The organism is Pseudomonas sp. C9, assembly GCF_002000165.1.
Classification (GTDB): Bacteria; Pseudomonadota; Gammaproteobacteria; order Pseudomonadales; family Pseudomonadaceae; genus Aquipseudomonas.
The window spans coordinates 3,862,524-3,881,988 of the sequence record NZ_MPAK01000001.1; the positions used below are offsets into that span (position 1 = coordinate 3,862,524).

Below are 19,465 nucleotides of genomic sequence, written 5' to 3' on the forward strand. Positions count from 1 at the left end.
TAATGCAGTCCCCTGTAGGAACTGGGCTTGCCCGCGATGGCGTCAGTTCAGGCGCTAACTGCTTTTGCTTTGGCCACCGACTCAACCCTCAAAGCCGGCCGGTAAAGAACGTAGTAGTACGATCCCAGGCAAATCAGCCAGCAGAAAATCGCGGTCCACACGTTGTGTGAGAAGAAGTGCGCACCCTGCATCATCCGGCCAATCGAGAACACCGTGCCCAGGGATAAGGCGAAGACAAACGCCGCGCGAGCCATGCGCGGACGGCGATCACGCAGCACGAAGAACAGCGCAAACAGAGTAAAACCGGTGGCGGCATGACCACCAGGCCAGCAGCGGCCGGGCTTATCCGTGTGCGGGCGAGGGCTCAGCAATTCGCTATAGGTTTCGTGGCCGCCAAATTGCTCAAGGCTCCATGGGCATTGCACCGCCGTCACCGCTTTCATGGGCGTGACAAACGAGGTTGCCAGACCCAGAGACAGTACCAGGCAGCCCAGTTCCCGCTTGAACGGTTTGAGCCTGGCCACGAAAAAAGAGGCGATATAGCCGATGATCGCAAACACGGAAAAGGCAATGACCACTTGCTTGGCGCGGTCATGCAGGATGTCTTCCAGGAAGTAACTGTGGCGCCCGATGAAGTCTCCCGCCACTGGATCGAAGAACAACCTGGCAAGGTCCATGTCCAGCGATGTCAGTTCGAGCAACACCAGGATGATCGCCGCAACGGCGGGAACCCCCAGGCACACCCAGAAATTGAGTGGGCGAGGGGCAGGACGGACAACGGTTGATGACATGGTGAATCCTGAACAAGGGAAAAAGCCCCGGGGCATCAGCCCGGGGCTATTCGGTTAACGATCGCTGACTTGACCGGCGCCCTCCTTGGGCGCCTTCCAGCCAAGCAGCTGTTGCTTGAAGCCATAACTCGCGGTTTGGTAATAGGTAATCGCACGGGTGATCAACGGATCATCGGCGGTGGCACGGGATTCGCGACTTTCTGTCAGCGCTTCATCATGACGTCGCAACCCTTGGCGGGGGCTAAGGATCGCCAGATCCTTGCCGTCAAACAACCCCAGGTGTTGATAATTGCCAACCACCACTCGTGGCGGCAGCGGGTTGTCCTGCAACAGGTTGCGACCAAAGAACGTCGATTCATAGTCCAGGTTCAGCAAGCCCAGCAAGGTGGGCGCGAGGTCAATCTGGCTGGCCAGTTGTGCCGTCTCTCGGGCTTCAATCAACTTGGGTGCGTAAATGAACAGTGGAATCTGATAGTTGGCGATCGGCAAGTCTTCCTTGCCGGCGCTACCCGCCGTGTGGTCAGCGACGAAGACGAAGATTGTATTGTCAAACCATGGCTTTTTGCGTGCCTGCTCAAGGAACTGACCAATGGCGTAGTCGGTGTACTTCACGGCGCCGTCGCGACCATTACCGGATTTGATATCGATCCGATTGTCCGGGTAGGTATAGGGACGGTGATTGGACGTGGTCATCAGTTGCAGCAGAAACGGCTGTTGTTTCGCATAGTCGGCGTCAGCCAGTTTCAGGGTCTGGTTATAAAGGTCTTCGTCGGCCATGCCCCAGGCGTTCTTGAAGTGAATCTCGGCTTCATCGACGCTGCTCTGGTCGACCACGCGGTAACCGTTGCCGCTGAAGAACGCGTTCATGTTGTCGAAGTAACCGCGTCCACCGTAAACGAATACGCTGTCGTAACCCACGGCATTGAGCTGTTGGCCCAGGCTTGCAAAACCGCTCTCACGGCCCACGCGCTTGACGATCGAGCGACCTGGCGTTGGCGGGATGGCCAGCGTGATGGCTTCCAGGCCACGGTCAGTACGGGTGCCGGTGGCGTAGAAATTGTTGAAATACAGGCTCTGCTTGCGCAAGGCATCGAGGTTGGGTGTCAGGTTGCGCTGGTCACCGTTGCTGCCCATGTACTTGGCGCTGAAGCTTTCGATGGTCACCAACACGATGTTGGGTTTGCGCGGGGTGCCGGGGTTATCGATTTCCCGGCGGATGTCTTGTGGGTCCTTGCCGATAAAGCGTGCGTTCGGCTCGCTCAGTTCGGCCCGGATCTGCTTGGCGACCACGTCAGCTGGCAGCGTCTTGTAGAACTGTGGGTAGTCCAGTTCGTTGTTACGGAACGCTGCGAAAAACTGATACGGGCCGTTACTGGCCAGTTCGTTTTGATAGGCGTTACCGCCCTGCGCGCGAGGCGCGTCCTGGCTGAGCAATTGCAGGCTCAAACCGGCAACGATCAGCAGCCCCAAGGCATTGAGCAGCCGCCCGCGCAGTGGCGGCAAGGGGGCAGTCATCGCGGCATTGAACGGTTTGCGCAATACGAAACTCAAGACAACGGCCAACACCGCGAGCAGGCTCAGCAGCTTGCCGATCGGATAGGACTCGAGCAGGTTGTTCAGTACTTCGTCGGAATACACCAGGTAGTCGACGGCGATGAAATTGAAGCGCACGCCGAATTCATCCCAGAACAGCCATTCGGCCACCGCAGTGAACAACATGGCGAACAGACTGACCGTCAGCAGGCCCTGAAGAAACCAGCGATGACCGCGCCGGCGCCACAGGGCCGGCGGGCACAACAGCAAGTAGAGGCCCATTGGCAGTGCTGCATAGGCAACGAAGCCCAGGTCATACAGCAAGCCGATGCCGAAAACCGGGAGGAAGCCGCTGCCAGCCTCATCCAGGTGAGTGAGTAGCAGCACCGTTCGGGTCAGAAAGAAAATGGCCAGCCAGGCGCCGGTCACCAGCAGGAGAAAGCGCATTGGCGCGGTCTTGAAGAAGTCCATTGTGGGTGTATTCCTTATTATCAATTGCGCGACAGTGTCAGCCTATCACTGTAATCAGGTTGTGAACCGATAGTGAAAAACTCGTAAGTTCAGCCGTTTGGTTGAGCGAATTGATTCTACGACCTGTAACCCTAGCCCTGAGTCACACTTGGCCTTAAGCTGCGCGGGCCAAGACGGCCGTTACTGTGTACGGAGAAGGTGCCCATGCGAATTCTACTGGTTGAAGACAACCGCGACATCCTGGCCAATCTGGCTGATTACCTGGGCCTCAAAGGCTACACCGTGGATTGCGCACAAGACGGTTTGTCCGGCCTGCACCTGGCGGCCACCGAACATTACGACTTGATCGTGCTCGACATCATGCTGCCCGGCATCGACGGCTACACCCTGTGTAAACGCCTGCGTGAAGACGCCCGCCGTGACACGCCGGTGATCATGCTCACCGCTCGCGATCAACTGGATGACCGGCTGCAGGGCTTCAAGTCTGGGGCCGATGATTACCTGATCAAACCGTTTGCCCTGTCTGAACTGGCAGCGCGCATTGAAGCGGTGATGCGCCGCACCCAGGGTGGCGGTCGTCGCACCTTGCAGGTCGCCGATCTGGCCTACGACCTCGATACCCTGGAAGTAACCCGCGAAGGCCGACTGCTGAAGCTCAATCCGGTGGGGCTGAAGTTGCTCGCCGTGCTGATGCAGAAAAGCCCGCACGTGCTGCGCCGCGAAATTCTCGAAGAAGCCCTGTGGGGCGACGACTGCCCGGACAGTGACAGCCTGCGCAGCCACGTTCATCAACTGCGTCAAGTGATCGACAAACCGTTCGCCAAGCCATTGCTGCAAACCGTTCACGGTGTGGGTTATCGCTTGGCCGAGGGCCGTGATGGAGTTTAAACAGAGCCTGGCTCAACGGATCATCATCGCCTTTGCGCTGATGAGCGTGTTGGTGGCCGGCGCCTTCGCCATGGGCATTGTGGCGACCGTGCACGTGGTGGAAGAAAAACTGATTTCATCAGGCCTGGGCGGCGATTTGCAGCGCTTGTTGCTGATGGACAGCATCGCGGACTGGAGCCACCGCCCCGAGCCGGACCAACTGTTCTACTTCAGCGGCGGGGCAGGCGATTTCGAGCTGCCCAAGGATCTGCGCAACCTGGATTCGGGCTTTCACGAGGTTTTTCGCGATCAGCTGTCGTATCACGCCATGGTCGAAATCGTCGACGGCCGGCGTTACGTGCTGTTGCAGGACCAAAGCGATTTCGAAGAGCGTGAGCGGGTGCTGTTTGCCGTGGTGCTGGTGGGCTTCGTGCTGAGCCTGGCGCTGGCGGTCTTTCTCGGCTGGGTCCTGGCGCGCAAAGTCATGGCGCCGGTGGTTCGCCTGGCGCGCCAGGTGCGTCACCGCGATCAATTGTTGGGTCTGGCACCGCCACTGGCACCGGATTATGCCGCTGACGAAGTGGGCGAGCTGGCCGTTGCCTTCGACGCCACCCTTGGGCGCTTGCGTCAGGCATTGACCCGCGAGCGGTTGTTTACCAGTGATGTCAGCCACGAACTGCGCACGCCATTGATGGTGCTGGCCAGCTCCTGTGAGCTGCTGTTGGAAAACCCTGGTATTGATCAGCGCGGGCGAGCCCAGGTCGAGCGCATCGCCCGTGCCTGTGAAGAGATGCGGGAACTGGTCCAGACTTTCCTGATGTTGGCGCGCGCGCAGCGTGAAGATGCCAGCATGTCGCCGCAGCAGAACGTCAAGCAGGTAGCCGACGGGCTGCTCAATCTGTGGCGAGAACCTATCGAGACCAAAGGGCTGACGCTGATTGTCGAGCAAGGCTCCCCTCCAACCGCCAGTTACAACGCAACCCTTTTGCATGCGGTGATGGGCAACCTGTTGCGCAATGCTCTGCATTACACCGAGCGCGGTTTCATCCGGTTGACCCTGACGGCTACGGGTTTTCTGGTTGAGGACAGTGGTGTCGGCATTCCCGAAGAAAAGCGCGAGGCGATGTTCGAGCCTTTCGTGCGCGGCTCTGAAAAACGCGGTGAGGGCCTGGGCCTTGGGTTGTCACTGGTGCAGCGGATCTGCGAGAACCAGGGCTGGACGGTCAGCCTGACAACCATGGAGCCTAATGGCTGTCGTTTTCAGGTCGAATTACAGGCGTCAGATGGTGATTAAATGACCTGTTGCGAAGGGATGGCCCTGCGCTATTGTTACGATCCTGTAAAACCCTGAAATGGTTCGGGGGTTTGCTTAACGAAATTTTCACAAATGCATGACCTGTCACCGACACAAAAATACATAAGGTTGGTGACATCAGCATTTCAGGAGACCTGATGATGGACGGCCCGATCAAACTCGATTTTTCCGAAAAGTACGATGATCAACACGCTCAACGCTACCTGCGCAAGCATCAGGACGGCCTCGGTCGCAAGCTGTCCCACTGGCGTGACATACAGCTGGCACGCAAGGCGCTGACACTGGTCGGCGAGCCTGGCCTGGTGCTCGACTTGCCTTGCGGTGCAGGGCGTTTCTGGCCGATGCTGGCGGAAAAAGCCAACCGGGCCATCATCGGCGCAGACAACTCGGAATCGATGGTGAAGATTGCCATGCAGGCGCAACCCGCCGACGTGGTGAAACGGGTACAACCCTTGCACACTTCTGCCTTCGACATCGCCTTGCCAGATAACGCCGTCGACAGCATTTTCTGTATGCGTCTGCTGCACCACATCGGTGATGCCGAGCATCGACTGGCCATTTTGCGCGAATTTCAGCGTGTCTCCCGTGACAGCGTGATCCTTTCGTTGTGGGTGGACGGTAACTTCAAGGCCTGGAAACGCAAGCGCTCAGAAGCGCGACGTGGGCAGGAAGGTTACCAAAACCGGTTTGTGTTACCGGCCGCAACGGTGGAGAAGGAATTCGAGCAAGCGGGTTTCCGTATCCAGGAAAAACTGGACTTTATTCCGCTCTACGCCATGTGGCGCGTTTACGTATTACGCAAGAGGTAACAGGATGGCAGTGCAATGTGCAGCAGAAACGGAAGTCGCTCCAAAGGATCGCTTCGATTTTTTCTGGAGCCAGCGCGGTGAATGGGTAGAAGAACCCAACGTTCGCCGCGGTGGGGAAAGTGGTGTGCAGCGTGTCATGGGCAGCGATGGACAACTGCTCTACGCCAAGCGTCAGACCGGCCATATCTATCGAAGCTGGTTGCACCCGTTTGGCCGCCCTACCGTATTGCGTGAGCAAGATGCACTCATCGGTCTGCGCAAGCTTGACGTGCGTGTTCCGGAAATCGTTTTCTGCGGCGCACAGCGCGACCCTGTACACAAATGGCGCGCATTGCTGGTGACCAAGTCGCTGGATGGCTTCGACGAAATCGAAAAGTGGTACGCCGGTGGTGGTCGAGAGCGTCATGGCGAAGCGGTGAATGATCGTGTGTTGAAAGATCTGGCCGAAAACCTCGCCCGCATGCACAAGGGGCGGTGGCAGCACAGCTGCATCTACATCAAGCATGTGTTTCTGCGGGTCACCGGTGAAGGTGAGTCGGCCAAGGTCGAAATTGCCTTGATCGACCTGGAGAAGTGCCGACAGCGTATGACGGCTTATCAGGCGGCTGCACATGACATGAAGCAACTGCGTCGCCACTCGTCGTTCAGCGCTGCGGACTGGAAAAAACTCGTCTACTTTTATGAGACGGCGTTTGGCAGCGCTATCAAGGGTTTATAGCGATGAAACTAGAAATTGCACGAGGTTTGTTTTTAGTTGGAGCCTTGGCAGTTGCTACTTTGGCGGTGGCTGCCTGGGAGCAGCCTCGCACGCAGGTCCTCAGTTCAGTGAGCAGCGATGCTCACTGTCCAATTCCACGGGCAATCAAAGCCTCCTCGGCAGCGCAACCCGACCACGATCTGTTGTTGCTCATGTTCGGACTTGCTCAGGGAATGAGGCCGCAAAGTTGACCCGATTGAAACCAAAATAAAAGGCCTCGCATCTGCGAGGCCTTTTTATTGCCCGATTTCCAAGCTGCTGCTGGATCATTCCCACGCTCTGCGTGGGAATGCATCAACGGACGCTCCGCGTTCGGCCTTTGGTGGGACGCGGAGCGTCCCTGGCTGCATTCCCACGCAGAGCGTGGGAGCGAGCGTCAGCCGTGCGGTCATGCGCGTTCTTTAGCGTCGGGTTTGGCCAGCAATGTGTAGATGCACGGCAACACGAACAACGTAAACAACGTCCCGATCGACATCCCCGTAGCGATCACCGTGCCGATATCAAACCGGCTGACCGCCCCCGCGCCCGTCGCGATGATCAACGGCACCATGCCGAACACCATCGCTGCCGTGGTCATCAGTACAGGGCGAAGTCGAATCGCCGCCGCTTCCTCGACCGCTTCACGAGCCGTCAGCCCTTTTTCCTTGCGCAACAGGTTGGCGAACTCGACGATCAAAATCCCGTGCTTGCTGATTAGCCCGATCAGGGTCACCAACCCGACCTGGGTGTAAATGTTCATGCTCGACCAGCCCAGGAACAGCGGGATCAACGCGCCGCAAATCGACAGCGGTACGGTCACCAGAATCACCAGCGGGTCGCGAAAGCTTTCAAACTGCGCAGCCAGTACCAGGAAAATGATCGCCAGTGCCAGGGCGAAGGTCACCCACAGCGCACTGCCTTCCTGAACGTATTGCCGCGATGCCCCGGCATAGTCGACGGCGAAGCCCACCGGCGCTTCTTCCCGGGCGATCTGCCGCACGACCTCGATGGCTTCGCCCATGCTGACCAGCGGTACCCCTGAAAGGATGGCCGAGTTGAGTTGCTGGAACTGGTTCAGCTGCCGTGGCCGCGCACGGTCGGTCACGGTGATCAGGGTCGACAGGGCCAGCAATTCGCCCTTGGTGTTCTTCACGTAATAGTTGTTCAGCCAGTCCGGATTGTCCCGGAAGGGGCGTTCGACCTGCGCGATGACCTTGTAGCTGCGCCCCTCAATGGTGAAACGGTTGATTTCCGCCTCCCCCAGCAACGTCGCCAGCGTTCCGCCCAGGTCTTGCATGGACACACCCATCTGCGCGGCCTTGGCGCGGTCGATATCGACCACCACCTCGGGCTTGTCGAAGGCCAGGTCGACGTCGACGAAGGCGAACTTGCCGGACTCCATGGCGCGCTTTTTCACCCGGTCCATCACTTGCAGCAGCAACTCGTAATCGTTGGCGGTATTGATGACGAACTGAAACGGCAGGCCCTGGCCGGTGCCGGGCAGGGAGGGCAGGTTGAAACCGAAAATCTGCAAGCCCGGGATGCTTTCCAGTTTGGCCTGGACGTCGGGCAGGATCTGCATTTGAGTGCGGTCGCGCTCGTTCCACGGCTTGAGCAAGAAGCCGCCGATCCCCGATTGCACGCCGTTGAAACCGTTGATCTGGAACGAAGAGTAGTACTCGGGAAACGCCTTGAAGATCGTGACGAACTCGTCGGTGTAGGTGTTCAGGTAATCGAGGTTGGTCGGTTGCGGTGCGCTGGCCATCATGAAAATGATGCCCTGATCCTCGTCCGGCGCCAGTTCCGATTTGGTGAACTTGAGCAGTACCGGAATCAGGCACAGCACAATCACGGCGAACACCAGCACAACTGGCCGGGTGTTGAGCGTGCCGTGCAGCATGCTTTGATAACGACGCTTGAGGCTTTCGAAAATCAGGTCCAGGCGGTGGGCCAGGCCGCTGGGGTTTTCATCGTGACGCAGCAGCAGTGCGCACATCATTGGTGACAAGGTCAGGGCAATGATCCCGGAGATCACCACCGCGCCGGCCAGCGTCAGGGCAAACTCCTTGAACAGCGCCCCCGTCAGCCCCGTCAGAAAGCCGATCGGCGCGTAGACCGCCGCCAGGGTGATGGTCATGGACACCACCGGCATGGCGATTTCCCGGGCGCCTTCGATGGCCGCATCGAACGGTGTCTTGCCTTCCTCGATGTGCCGGTGGATGTTTTCCACCACCACAATGGCGTCGTCCACCACCAGGCCGATGGCCAATACCATCGCCAGCAGGGTCAGCAGGTTGATCGAATACCCCATCATCTGCATGAAGAACATCACGCCGATCATCGACAACGGAATGGTCACCACCGGGATCACGACGGAACGGAATGCGCCGAGGAACAGGAACACCACCACAATCACGATCAGCACTGCCTCGAACAGGGTTTTCACCACTTCGTCGATCGAGGCCTGGATGAACAGCGTGGCGTCGTAGGCAATCTCGGCCTTGAGGTTAGGCGGCAGCTGGGCGTCCAGCTGCGGCATGATCTTGCGCACTTCCTTGATCACGTCCAGCGGGTTGGCGCCGGGCGTGGCCTTGATGCCAATGTACACCGAGGGCGTGCCGCCGAAGGAGCTGATGGTGTCGTAGTTTTCCGCGCCCATTTCAACCCGCGCCACATCATGCAACAGCACACGGCTGTCGCCATCGACCTTCAAGGGAATGGCCGCAAAGGCCTCGGCGGACTTGAGCTCGGTGTTGGCGTTGATGCTGGTCACCACGTACTCGCCTTTCACTTCGCCGGCGGCGGAGAGGAAGTTGTACTGGCGCACCGCGTTGGTCACGTCGCTGGCGCTCAAGCCGAAGCCGGCGAGTTTTACCGGGTCCAGCCACAGGCGCATGGCAAAGACCTGATTGCCGAGAATCTCGGCTTCGGCCATGCCCGGCAAGGTCGCCAGTTTCGGCTGGATGACCCGCGACAGGTAGTCGGTGATCTGCGGGTTGCTCAGCTCCTTGCTGAAGTAACTGATGTACATCAGCGCCGAGGCGTCGGCGGCTTCCTTGCTCAGTACCGGGTCTTCGGCGTCCTGGGGCAGTTGGTTCTTCACTTCGTTGGCCTTGGCCAACAGCTCGGTGAACAAACGGTCGGTGTTGGCGCCGATGCGCGCGTAGATCGAGATGACCGAGAAGTTCTGGCGACTGACCGAGGTCATGTAGTCGATCCCCTCGGCGCTGGCCAGGCTTTGCTGCATCGGTTGGGTAATGTAGCCCTGAATGGTTTCGGCGTTGGCCCCGGGGTACGCCGTCGTCACCGTGATCAGGGCGTTTTCCATTTGCGGGTATTGGCGCAGCGGCAGTTTGCTCCAGGCCTGAAAGCCCAGCAGCACAATCAACAGGCTGACCACGGTAGCGAGGACCGGGCGGCGGATGAACGGGTCGGTAAAAGCCATGGGGATTCCTTGATCAGTCCGCGCGCGGCGGACTGTTCTTCTCGGCTAGGGTCTTGTCGTCGCTGATCGCGATGTGCGCACCGTTGTCCAGTTTGATCTGGCCGGCCGTGACCACTTTTTCGCCGTTCTGCACACCTTTGGTAACGATCACCAGCCCCTCGCGGCGTTCACCGGTTTCGACGAAACGCCGTTCGGCGACCAGGATCGGCTCGCCTTTGTCGTCCTTCTCGACGCTGCCATCTTCAGCTTTTTTCTGCGCGGCCACGTACACCGAATTGCCGTAGAGGGTGTAGGTGATCGCGCTTTCCGGTACGACGATGCGTGGCTGCGGGTTGGGCAGCAACACGTCCAGGTTGGCGAACATGCCTGGCATCAATTTGCCGTCGGGATTGGCCAGGGTGGCGCGCACTTGCACGTTACGCGTGCTGTTCTCGACTTTCGGGTTGATCGCACTGATGGTCCCGGGAAACTGCTGCGCCGGATACGCCGCGACAATGATTTGCACCGGCTGGCCGACCGCGATTTTCGGCACGGACTGCTCAGGCACGAAAAAGTCGGCGTAGAGACTGCTGAGATCTTGCAGGGTGGCAATCATGGTGCCGGTGGCGACATAGTCGCCGACGTCCACCTGGCGAATGCCGATGGTCCCGCTGAACGGCGCATGAATGCTTTTTTTGCCGAGTGCGGCCCTGAGCTGATTGACTGTAGCCTTGCTCTTTTTCAGCACGGCCGAGAGGCGATCGAACTCGCCTTTGGAAATGGCCTGGCTGCCGACCAGTTGACTGCCACGGGAGTAATCGACCATGGCCAACCCGAGATCGGCCTGAGCCGTTTCCAGCAGGGCGGTTTCCACGGCGCTGTCGAGCTGGACGATAGGCTGGCCGGCCTTGACCTTCTGTCCGGACTGGAACTGTACGTCCGTGACCGTGCCGTCAGTCTCCAGGCTCAGGTCCACCCCTTGCAGCGCCTTGAGAGTGCCGACGGTCGGCAGGCGCGCTTGCCACGGCCGCTCGATTGCCGTGGCCACGGCGACGTTGACCGGTGGCTTTGGCGCGGAGAAGCCTTGAATCATCGTGTAGATGGAGAAGGCTTTGTAAGCGGCCAGGACCAGTACAATCAGCAGCACAACACCCAACATGATCAGCATGCGGCGACGCAGCATATTTCCAGTTCCTTGGAGAAAATCAGGTGAGACAGGCAGGCACATTACCCCGAGTGCGCGGGTGATTCCAACTGGCAGAATTTACAGGCAAGCGCAAAACCTGTAGGAGCCGAGCTTGCTCGCGATAGCGGTGTGTCAGTAACCGCGATGCTGGATGTGCAGCCGCCATCGCGAGCAAGCTCGGCTCCTACAAGGGCCGGGTGTATCAGATGAGGTGCAGGTGGTTGTCCCAGAGCCCCGCAGGCAACTCAAGGGGTTTTGCAACAAGGTTTGTCTGGCGGCAATCATAGAACCGGCAGCGTCCCTGCCCGGACGTCACGACAAACCCATCGGCCACCGCACCGACCCCGGCGCAATCGGGAAGTGGCGCATCCAGGCGTACTTCGCCGCTGTCCAGGTCCCAAATGAAAAAGCGGTTGCCCCGTGGCGCGGTCAACGCCACCAGGCGCAGATCGCTGTGCACCGCGACGCTGGCGGTGTAATGCCCCATGGCCTGCAATTGATGCTCAGGCACCGGGAACGCTACGAACGGCTGGCCCGGACGCTTGATCGCCAGCAATTCCGAAGACTCGTGGGATGGCCCCATGAATTGCTGACCGGCGACGATCGTGCCGTCGCTGGCGATGCCGAGGTGGCGCACGCTGTTCATCTGTTGGGCCAGGGTTTCCTTGCTCAACAGGGTGCCGTCGCGTTGCATCAGCACCAGGCTCGGCTCCATGGCATTGAGGTTCATCTCGACCCGGCTTTCGGCCTCGGTGCGAATGCCGCCGTTGGCCACGACCAGGGTTTCCCCATCAGGCATCCACGACACCTGATGCGGGCCGAGGCCGTGCGTCGAGAGCTCACCGCTGTGCACCAGCCGTTCACCTTCGAACTTATACACACCCAGCAAGCCGCGACCTGGATCGGAGGTATCGTTCTCGGTGGCGTACAGCCAGTCACCGCTCTTGTGAATCACGGCATGGCCGTAGAAATGTCGGTTTGGCTGCGAAACGATGGTCTGCAGCAACGTGCCGTCGCGCAGGTCGATCAGGTAGCTTTCGGTGCCCGGACGACGGGCGACGAACAGCGCGATCGGCTGCGTCGGGTGATTGATGATGTCATGGCAACGCTGGCCGACCTGGGTGGCGAACACCCGGGTGCCGTCCAGCCGATAACCGACGGCGTAATGCTTGCCATCGGTATCGTCCCGCGCCGACAGCAGCAACGGGCTTTTGTCCTTTTGCTTGAACAGCGTCCAGCCGCCCAGTGTCACTGCTCCCAGCAGCAAACTACCTAAAGTCAGAGCCTGACGTCGCAGCATGGCACTCGCCCTCATCAGTCACCGTCGTTGGCGTTGAAGCCCAGTTGAATGCCCAGCGCCTTGGCCAGGTCGCCTTCGTGCAGGCGATGGACAACGTTGAGGCTGTCGTAGAGATCGTTGAGCTGCTGGCGGCCGGCGTCGTCTTTGAGCATTTCGGTCAGCGAGCGTTGATTGCTGGCGAACAGTTTCAGTGCGGCGGCGTAGGCGGCATCAATTTTGTCGGCCAATGGCTTTTGCTCAGCCGGCAACAGGCCGCGCAGGCCTTTGTTGTCGACGCCTTCCCACACGGTTTTGGCCGCGGCGAGGCTGGTTTCGATACCGGTCAGGGACGACTGGCTGCGCCATGCATCAGCCTGGAATGGCTGCGGCACGCCCTTGCTCTGACGGCCCATCGGCGTGCCGAGTTTTTTCTTCAAGGTGTCGATGGCAGTGACTTGTACACGCAGCAAATCGGCGATGGCTTCGTGGGAGTCGGCGTAGCGCTGGTTCGGGAATTTGCTCAATTGTGCGAGCATGCCGTCGGTGCTGTTCCAGCTTTGCAGAATTTCTTCGGCCAGCTGTTTCTGACGCTCGCCAATCGCTTTCAGCAGTGGGCAGTACTTGGCTTTTTGCGCGTCGTTGGCCACGTCTGGCTTGCTGTCGAACAGAATGTATTCATAGGCCGAGAGCCCCTGAACCACCACGCTGGACTTGGCCAGGGCCGCTGCATCGATCTGCGGCTGGGCGCTGACCAGTTGTTCAACCTGACGGCCGACCAGGTTCTTTTTGTCCGGCCAGAACTGCACCTGCCACGAACGGTTACCCTCGGCCAACGGACCGATCAGCAGCGGTTGCAGCTCGGCCCAGGCTTTCTGTGCGTGCAGGAAATCAGCGCGGGCGGTGTCGAGGTTTTCCTTGCCTTCGCAGTAGGCGAGGGCGCTGACAGCCAGTTGGCGGTCGGCTTCAACCCAGCGGGTGTAAGTCGGCAGGATCACCGACTTGGCGATGGCGGCCGATGTCACGGCTTGCGGATCCTGCGGTGAACAGGCGCCCAGAGCGAGTGCTGCAAGGCTGGTGAACAACAGTTTGGGGCGGAACATGTCGGGCTCCCGATTCTTTATAAGTGTTTAAAGTGAGTTCAAAAATGCCAGCAACGCAGCGCGTTGTTCGGCATTGAAAGACAAAACCTGTTGCTGCGCGGCCGTCGCTTCACCGCCATGCCAGAGCACGGCTTCGAGCAGATTGCGTGCGCGGCCATCATGCAAAAACTGGGTATGGCCACTGACCGCCTGTGTCAGGCCGATGCCCCACAACGGCGGCGTGCGCCAGTCGCGGCCACTGGCCTGGAATTCGCTGCGGTTGTCGGCCAGACCGTCGCCCATGTCATGCAGCAGCAGATCGCTGTATGGGCGAATCACTTGATTGGCCAGTTCAGGTTCGGCGGCGTTGGCGGCGGTGGTGTACGTCGGTGTGTGACAGGACTGGCATCCAGCCTGATAGAACAGGTTTTTGCCGGCCAGGACGTCGGGCGCACCGACATCGCGGCGGGCCGGTACGGCAAGGTTGCGGGTGTAGAACAGCACCAGACGCAGGATGTTATCGCTGACTTCCGGCTCGCCATCGGGGCCGGTGCCATTGGGCGCCTGTTTGCAGGCGGTTTGCGCATCGGTGCAGTCATCGAAGGGTCTGAGGCTCGTCGTGAGGCCCATGTCGCCAGAAAACGCGTGAACATTTTGTTGATTGAGGTTCGGTTGCCCGGCTTTCCAGCCAAATCGCCCGAGAACGGTCTTCTGTTGCACGTCATCCCAGACCTGGTTCGGACGTCCGGCGATGCCATTTTTGGCCTGCGCCTGCGCCTCGGCATTGGCCAGGATCGCCTCCTCGGGGATCGCTTCAAGCAAGCCCAGGCCAATCATTGGCGGTGCGACACGTGCCGAGAAACGGGTGTCAGGGTGCATCGGGCCGTAGCCCAATTGAGTGATGTTCAGACGCGGTTTACGCAGTTCAATTTCAGTGCCGTCCTTGAAACGCACCGCAACGGGCGTGTAATCAACGCGCACTTTGCCTTCCGGCGCGACACCGGGCACGGCCATGTCCTGGAGCTGCCCGCCATAGACCGGCTCCGGCACCACGCCAAGCTGCTCGATGACGTGAGCATAGGCCGGCGCATTGGGGATCGACAGGCGCACCAGCATCGACACGGCGTTCGGCGCATCCGGTGTTGGCGGATGACCGCGACCGTCCTTGATGTGGCAGCCCTGACAGGCATTGGTGTTGAACAACGGGCCGAGGCCGTCACGGGCGGTGGTGGTCGACGGCGCGATCACCCAGGGGCTGCGAAAGAAACTGTTGCCGACGCTGAAGTCCACGCGCCGTGACGGCGGCAGATTGGCGGACGGCAGGGAAAACGAGTTCTGATCGGTCTTGCGTACGGTCGCGCTGCCACCGGAACGGGCTTCACCGGGTTCGGCCTTGGTAAAACGCGGGGCGTCATCGCAGGCACTCAGGCCCAGGGCCAGCAACAGTGCGGACAAGCGAAGAGGCAGCGGGGGCATCAGACATCCTGCAAGGCGAGCAAAACAAGGGCGCAAAGTCTAACAGGGGATGGGAATTTGAATAAGAGGAATTATCGTTTGCTTGATCTGGCGCAGGGTGATCGTTCCCACGCTCTGCGTGGGAATGCCTCAACGGACGCTCCGCGTTCGGCTTTTGGTGTGACGCGGAGCGTCACGGGCTGCATTCCCACGCAGAGCGTGGGAACGATCGAATCGGTGGTTGGCAGGTATGAAAAAGGCGACCCGAAGGTCGCCTTTTTATTCAGCCAGCGTTGATCAGAATACGTGATCAGCGTTGTCCGGGTTCAGGTCGCTGATACCCAGCGAGCCAGCGGCGGCTTCGATCGCGCCAGTCTGCTTGACCAGGGAAGCGATCGCGTCACGCACGATCTGATTGCCCGCGGTGTTGCCAGCGGCGATCAGTTGGTCGTAGTGCTCGCCTTTGTTGGCGTGATCAACCATGACCTGAAGCTTGGCTTCGGTCGCGGCCAGATCGGCTTTCAGAGTGGTGTCGGCAGCCGGGTCGGCTTTGGCCACCAGGGACGACAGGCTGGCGCCGGTCATTTTGGTGCCGTCGACGCGGGTGTATTCGCCCAGGTACACGTTACGAACGCCTTTGGCATCGTAGAAGTGCGAGTTGTGGGTGTTGTCGCTGAAGCAATCCTGTTCGTCTTCCGGGGAGTTGGCTTCCAGCGAAACCTTCATGCGCTCGCCCGCCAGTTCGCCCAGGGACAGGCTGCCCATGCCGAACAGCATTTTGCGCAGGCCGGAATCAACCGGTTCGGCTTCCAGCGTGGCGCGGTAGTTGTCAGCCACGTTCGGCTTCCAGTTACCGACCATTTCCTCCAGGTCGCTGACCAGCAGTTGGGTCACGGACTTCAGGTAAGCGCGACGACGGTCGTTGTGACCACCGGTAGCGCCTTTGCCTTCCAGGTAGTCGGAAGCAGGACGGTTGCCGGCGCCTGGGCCGGTGCCGTTCAGGTCCTGGCCCCACAGCAGGAATTCGATGGCGTGGTAGCCCGTCGCAACGTTGGCCTCGGAACCACCCAGCTCGTTCAGGCTGGCGAGTTTTGCCGGGGTGATGTCTTTCACGTCAACCTTGTCTTCGCCGACCTGAACTTCAGTGTTGGCGATGATGTTGGCCGTGGCGCCAGGGTTACCCAGTGCGTGTTCGTAGGATTTGTCGACGTAGTCGATCAGGCCTTCGTCCAGTGGCCAGGCGTTAACCTGACCTTCCCAATCGTCGATGATGGTGTTGCCGAAGCGGAACACTTCACTCTGCAGGTAAGGAACGCGGGCAGCGACCCAGGCAGCCTTGGCGGCTTTCAAGGTGTCGGCGTTCGGCTTGGCGAGGAAGGCGTCGACGGCGGTTTGCAGGGTTTTCGCGGTGGATTCGGCATCGCTGTATACGGCGAAGACGATGTCGGCGTAGTGCGCGACAACGGCTTTGGCGGCGGCTTCATCGACTTTGCTGACAGCGGCAGGCGCAGCCGCTGGAGCAGCGGCAGCGCTGGCGACTGGTGTAGGCGCTGGCGCTGCCGTGGTCTTGTCTTTGCCTTCGCCACAACCGGCGAGGGAAATAGCGATGGCCAACAGACTGGCGGTAGCCAGAGGCATACGAATCATGGCGAACATCCTGCTTCAAGAGGGGGTGGAAGGGCGCTTCACGCGCGCAAAACTGCGACATAATGCAAATCTTTCGCATTATGTGTAAAGGGTTGCAGGTGGAAATATTTCTTATTCACACGGGGTTGTGTCGTGGATCAAAAGAAACGCAGCCTCGTTTCACTCGACAGCTGCTACAGAAGCACGGGGGCCCATGTAGGAGCTGTCGAGTGAAACGAGGCTGCGATTTCCGAATCTCTACAAATCTACAAAATAGCCGCGTTACTGCGCTGGGCCTGTTTCAGGTAGGCGCTCAACTCACGTGCCGGCAAGGGTTTGCTGTAGTGATAGCCCTGACCTTCGTGGCAGCCTTCGGAGATGATATAGGCCTCTTGCTCGGCGGTTTCCACGCCTTCGGCAATGACCTGCATGCCCAGACTCTTGCCCAACTGGATAATCGCTCGAACGATGGTTGCATCGTCGTCGTCATCGAGCAGGTCTTGCACGAAGCTCTTGTCGATCTTGATCTTGTCCAGCGGCAGGCTTTTCAGATAACTCAGTGACGAATAGCCGGTGCCAAAGTCATCGATGGCGATCAACGCGCCGGAGCGGCGCAGGCTCAGCAGGTGTTGGGCGGCGGTGCTGATGTCTTCCATGAGGCCGGTTTCGGTCACTTCCAGTTCCAGGCTGCGCGGTGGCAGACGGTACATTTGCAGCAGGTTATTGACCACTCGCGGCAACTCGGCGTGGTGCAATTGCACGGTGGACAGGTTGACCGCCATGCGCAGGTCGGGGAAGCCCTGGTCGTGCCATTCACGCAGCTGTTTGCAGGCCTGATCCAGCACCCATTCGCCAATGGCAATGATGGTGCCGTTTTGCTCGGCCAGCGGAATGAACAGATCGGGCGGCACCAGGCCATGTTCGGGATGTTGCCAGCGAATCAACGCTTCGACGCCCACCACCCGGTGGTCGCGGTAACTGATTTGGGGTTGGTAGACCAGGTAGAACTGATTGCGCAGCAGTGCGTCGCGCAGGTCTTTTTCCAGTTCGCGACGGCGGCGCATCTCGGTGTCGACGCTGGCAATGTAGAACTGATAGCGATTGCGTGAGCGCGTCTTGGCCAGGGTCATGGTCTGTTCGGCTTTTTGCAGCAGCTTCTCGGTGCTGTCGCCATCCTCGGGAAACAAGGTGATGCCAATGGTCGCGCGCAGGCGTATTTCCTGATGATCGAGGGCAAACGCCGCTTCCAGGTCATCGAGAATGCTTTGCGCCAGTTCGGCGGCTTCGTAGGGTTGTTCGATATCGGCCTGGACCAGGGCGAACTGGTCGCCGCCCAGACGGGCGAGGGCGCCGAGGCGGCCACTGTGAGCCCGCAACCTGTCAGCCAGGGCCAATAGCAATTGGTCGCCGGTCTGATAGCTGAATTGTTCGTTAATGCCTTTGAAGTCATCCAGGCCCACCACCAACACGGCGACCCGACGCTGCAATTTGCCGGCGTCGACCAGGATCTTGTCCAGTTGATGCTGCAATTGCTGGCGATTTGGCAGGCCGGTGAGGAAGTCGTACTGGGCCATGCGCAACAGGCTGTTTTCCGCTTCGTGGCGCAGGTGAGTGTTGCGTTCGATGGATTCGAGCAACTGGTTGGCGGTGTTGATCCAGATCCCCAGTTCGTTTTTTTCGTGGCCCTTGAGCTGCGGGATTTTGTGTTCGCTGGGGCGATCCGGGTTGATTTCGGTCAGGTGTTCGATAATCCGCGACAGCGGTTTGGTCAGCAGCCAGTGATAGACCAGGTACAGCACCAGGCCCATGGCCAAGGCGCGCAGCACGCCGGAAATGAAGATGATCACCGAGTTGACGATGAAGCCCTGCCCGTAGGTGGCGGTATCGAGGGTGATGCTCAGGTCGCCGTAATATTCACTGTAAGGGCCGCGACCTACCAGTTGGGTGGTGAAGGTGCGTTCCTTGCCGAGGATCAGGTCGGTCAGCCAGCGACTGTTTGAATGCTGCAATTCGCGGGTTTTTTGCGCGAGCATGGCTTCGTTGGGGTGGCCGATGGAGGCCTGGCGCACGGCGTCGTCCTGGAACAGGCCTTCGATCACTTGCATGCCCATTTCCCGGTCCAGGCTGTAGACCGCCTGGGTCGAGGGGTCGCGGAACATGTCGAGGATGCGTTCGGCGTCATTGGCCACGGCCTGGCGCGTCTTGTAGGCATCGAAGACGATTTGCGCACAGCTCAAGACCACGCCGACGATCAATGCCGACAGGAGCACGACCCGGAGCAACTTCACCGACAAGCTGTTCTTGAGTTCCAGCTTCAAAGGGTTATTCCTTGTTCCGTGCGGGTAGCATCAAGTTGCCATGAGTATTGGCAATCCTGTGTTTGCAGTCAAAGGGACAATCAATCACAGGGGGTTTTTGCCTGTGGGCTTGGCCGATATGCAGTTGCCTAGGGTATTTGTCCGATTAGTACTGTGTCGGTAGTTGGGTCCTTCAACTTGAGGGGGATGGGGACTATTTTTCCTTTTGGTTGATGTTAGACGGGTGTGGCGTTGGGGCAAGGGGTTGATCGCTGGTTTCATCGTCCGATTTTGGCCTGGTTTTTTTGAGGGCGCGTTGAGGCTGTGGGGGGTGTACATATCCGTTGCTGCGGTAACGGCTGCTTAGGGTTTCGCCCTTACGGCGACTCACTTTTTTTTCAAACGCCAAAAAAAAGTAAGCAAAAAAAGGCTCGCCCCGAGCGTCCGGCCCCTCGCTGGGGCTCGGCGTTCCTTCGCTCCGGTATCCCTCCGGGGACACTGCCCTCCGGTCGGCTTCGCTTCGACCTACATGCAGCGTGTTCGACTGCGTCGAACGGCGCTGCGCGCCACTCCCCGGATGAACACCTCCACTCAGCC

General features: G+C 59.5%; 14 protein-coding genes. 5 read left to right on the forward strand and 9 right to left on the reverse strand.

Annotated elements, in window-relative coordinates; genetic code table 11:
* Positions 1-47: 47 nt before the first annotated feature.
* On the reverse strand, positions 48-791 hold the full coding sequence (locus tag BMS17_RS18015) for a phosphatase PAP2 family protein (RefSeq protein WP_046026463.1): 744 nt from the start codon (positions 789-791) through the stop codon (positions 48-50).
* Between the two features lie 54 nt (positions 792-845).
* Positions 846-2,795 carry an LTA synthase family protein gene (locus BMS17_RS18020; protein WP_046026459.1) on the reverse strand — a complete coding sequence of 650 codons (1,950 nt, stop codon included), beginning with the start codon at positions 2,793-2,795 and terminating at the stop codon, positions 846-848.
* A 204-nt stretch (positions 2,796-2,999) separates the two neighbouring features.
* Between BMS17_RS18020 and colR the strand changes: the two genes are divergently transcribed.
* The 5 genes from colR to BMS17_RS18045 all read left to right on the forward strand — a co-directional run bounded on the left by colR (position 3,000) and on the right by BMS17_RS18045 (position 6,734).
* Positions 3,000-3,683 (forward strand): two-component system response regulator ColR, encoded by a 684-nt coding sequence (colR, locus tag BMS17_RS18025; protein WP_046026458.1) that lies wholly within the window; start codon positions 3,000-3,002, stop codon positions 3,681-3,683.
* Positions 3,673-4,956 (forward strand): HAMP domain-containing sensor histidine kinase, encoded by a 1,284-nt coding sequence (locus tag BMS17_RS18030; RefSeq protein WP_046026457.1) that lies wholly within the window; start codon positions 3,673-3,675, stop codon positions 4,954-4,956. The genes colR and BMS17_RS18030 overlap by 11 nt, the downstream gene beginning before the upstream one ends.
* Positions 4,957-5,117: 161 nt before the next feature.
* Entirely contained in the window at positions 5,118-5,786 is a 669-nt protein-coding gene (locus BMS17_RS18035; protein WP_046026456.1) for a class I SAM-dependent methyltransferase, read from the forward strand.
* Positions 5,787-5,790: 4 nt separating this feature from the next.
* Positions 5,791-6,504, forward strand: coding sequence for a lipopolysaccharide kinase InaA family protein (locus BMS17_RS18040; RefSeq protein ID WP_046026455.1), 714 nt, complete (start codon positions 5,791-5,793; stop codon positions 6,502-6,504).
* A gap of 2 nt (positions 6,505-6,506) precedes the next feature.
* Positions 6,507-6,734: a hypothetical protein gene (locus BMS17_RS18045; RefSeq protein ID WP_077431350.1), complete on the forward strand. Its 228-nt coding sequence runs from the start codon at positions 6,507-6,509 to the stop codon at positions 6,732-6,734.
* 197 nt (positions 6,735-6,931) lie between these two features.
* Here the strand turns inward: BMS17_RS18045 and BMS17_RS18050 are convergent, their stop codons facing one another.
* The 7 genes from BMS17_RS18050 to BMS17_RS18080 form a co-directional block, all read right to left on the reverse strand.
* Complete coding sequence (locus BMS17_RS18050) at positions 6,932-9,967, reverse strand: multidrug efflux RND transporter permease subunit (RefSeq protein WP_077431351.1); 3,036 nt, start codon at positions 9,965-9,967, stop codon at positions 6,932-6,934.
* 13 nt (positions 9,968-9,980) lie between these two features.
* Positions 9,981-11,129, reverse strand: a complete 1,149-nt coding sequence (locus tag BMS17_RS18055) for an efflux RND transporter periplasmic adaptor subunit (protein ID WP_046026453.1) — start codon at positions 11,127-11,129, stop codon at positions 9,981-9,983.
* Positions 11,130-11,334: 205 nt separating this feature from the next.
* Positions 11,335-12,432 (reverse strand): DUF1513 domain-containing protein, encoded by a 1,098-nt coding sequence (locus tag BMS17_RS18060; protein ID WP_077431352.1) that lies wholly within the window; start codon positions 12,430-12,432, stop codon positions 11,335-11,337.
* Positions 12,433-12,446: 14 nt separating this feature from the next.
* Positions 12,447-13,511 carry an imelysin family protein gene (locus BMS17_RS18065; protein ID WP_046026451.1) on the reverse strand — a complete coding sequence of 355 codons (1,065 nt, stop codon included), beginning with the start codon at positions 13,509-13,511 and terminating at the stop codon, positions 12,447-12,449.
* Between the two features lie 27 nt (positions 13,512-13,538).
* A complete protein-coding gene (locus BMS17_RS18070) occupies positions 13,539-14,966 on the reverse strand; it encodes a di-heme oxidoredictase family protein (protein WP_077431353.1) in 1,428 nt (475 codons plus the stop codon).
* Positions 14,967-15,242: 276 nt separating this feature from the next.
* Complete coding sequence (locus tag BMS17_RS18075) at positions 15,243-16,592, reverse strand: imelysin family protein (RefSeq protein ID WP_077432194.1); 1,350 nt, start codon at positions 16,590-16,592, stop codon at positions 15,243-15,245.
* 245 nt (positions 16,593-16,837) lie between these two features.
* Positions 16,838-18,889, reverse strand: a complete 2,052-nt coding sequence (locus BMS17_RS18080; RefSeq protein WP_046026449.1) for a bifunctional diguanylate cyclase/phosphodiesterase — start codon at positions 18,887-18,889, stop codon at positions 16,838-16,840.
* Between the last annotated feature and the right edge of the window lie 576 nt (positions 18,890-19,465).

What these genes read in the sequence shown, in the direction of transcription:
- colR (WP_046026458.1), top strand. Translation starts at nt 3,000, where the DNA reads ATGCGAATTCTACTGGTTGAAGACAACCGCGACATCCTGGCCAATCTG.
- BMS17_RS18015 (WP_046026463.1), bottom strand. Translation starts at nt 791, where the DNA reads ATGTCATCAACCGTTGTCCGTCCTGCCCCTCGCCCACTCAATTTCTGG.
- BMS17_RS18065 (WP_046026451.1), bottom strand. Translation starts at nt 13,511, where the DNA reads ATGTTCCGCCCCAAACTGTTGTTCACCAGCCTTGCAGCACTCGCTCTG.
- BMS17_RS18035 (WP_046026456.1), top strand. Translation starts at nt 5,118, where the DNA reads ATGGACGGCCCGATCAAACTCGATTTTTCCGAAAAGTACGATGATCAA.
- BMS17_RS18070 (WP_077431353.1), bottom strand. Translation starts at nt 14,966, where the DNA reads ATGCCCCCGCTGCCTCTTCGCTTGTCCGCACTGTTGCTGGCCCTGGGC.
- BMS17_RS18055 (WP_046026453.1), bottom strand. Translation starts at nt 11,129, where the DNA reads ATGCTGCGTCGCCGCATGCTGATCATGTTGGGTGTTGTGCTGCTGATT.
- BMS17_RS18020 (WP_046026459.1), bottom strand. Translation starts at nt 2,795, where the DNA reads ATGGACTTCTTCAAGACCGCGCCAATGCGCTTTCTCCTGCTGGTGACC.
- BMS17_RS18050 (WP_077431351.1), bottom strand. Translation starts at nt 9,967, where the DNA reads ATGGCTTTTACCGACCCGTTCATCCGCCGCCCGGTCCTCGCTACCGTG.
- BMS17_RS18045 (WP_077431350.1), top strand. Translation starts at nt 6,507, where the DNA reads ATGAAACTAGAAATTGCACGAGGTTTGTTTTTAGTTGGAGCCTTGGCA.
- BMS17_RS18060 (WP_077431352.1), bottom strand. Translation starts at nt 12,432, where the DNA reads ATGCTGCGACGTCAGGCTCTGACTTTAGGTAGTTTGCTGCTGGGAGCA.
- BMS17_RS18040 (WP_046026455.1), top strand. Translation starts at nt 5,791, where the DNA reads ATGGCAGTGCAATGTGCAGCAGAAACGGAAGTCGCTCCAAAGGATCGC.
- BMS17_RS18075 (WP_077432194.1), bottom strand. Translation starts at nt 16,592, where the DNA reads ATGATTCGTATGCCTCTGGCTACCGCCAGTCTGTTGGCCATCGCTATT.
- BMS17_RS18030 (WP_046026457.1), top strand. Translation starts at nt 3,673, where the DNA reads ATGGAGTTTAAACAGAGCCTGGCTCAACGGATCATCATCGCCTTTGCG.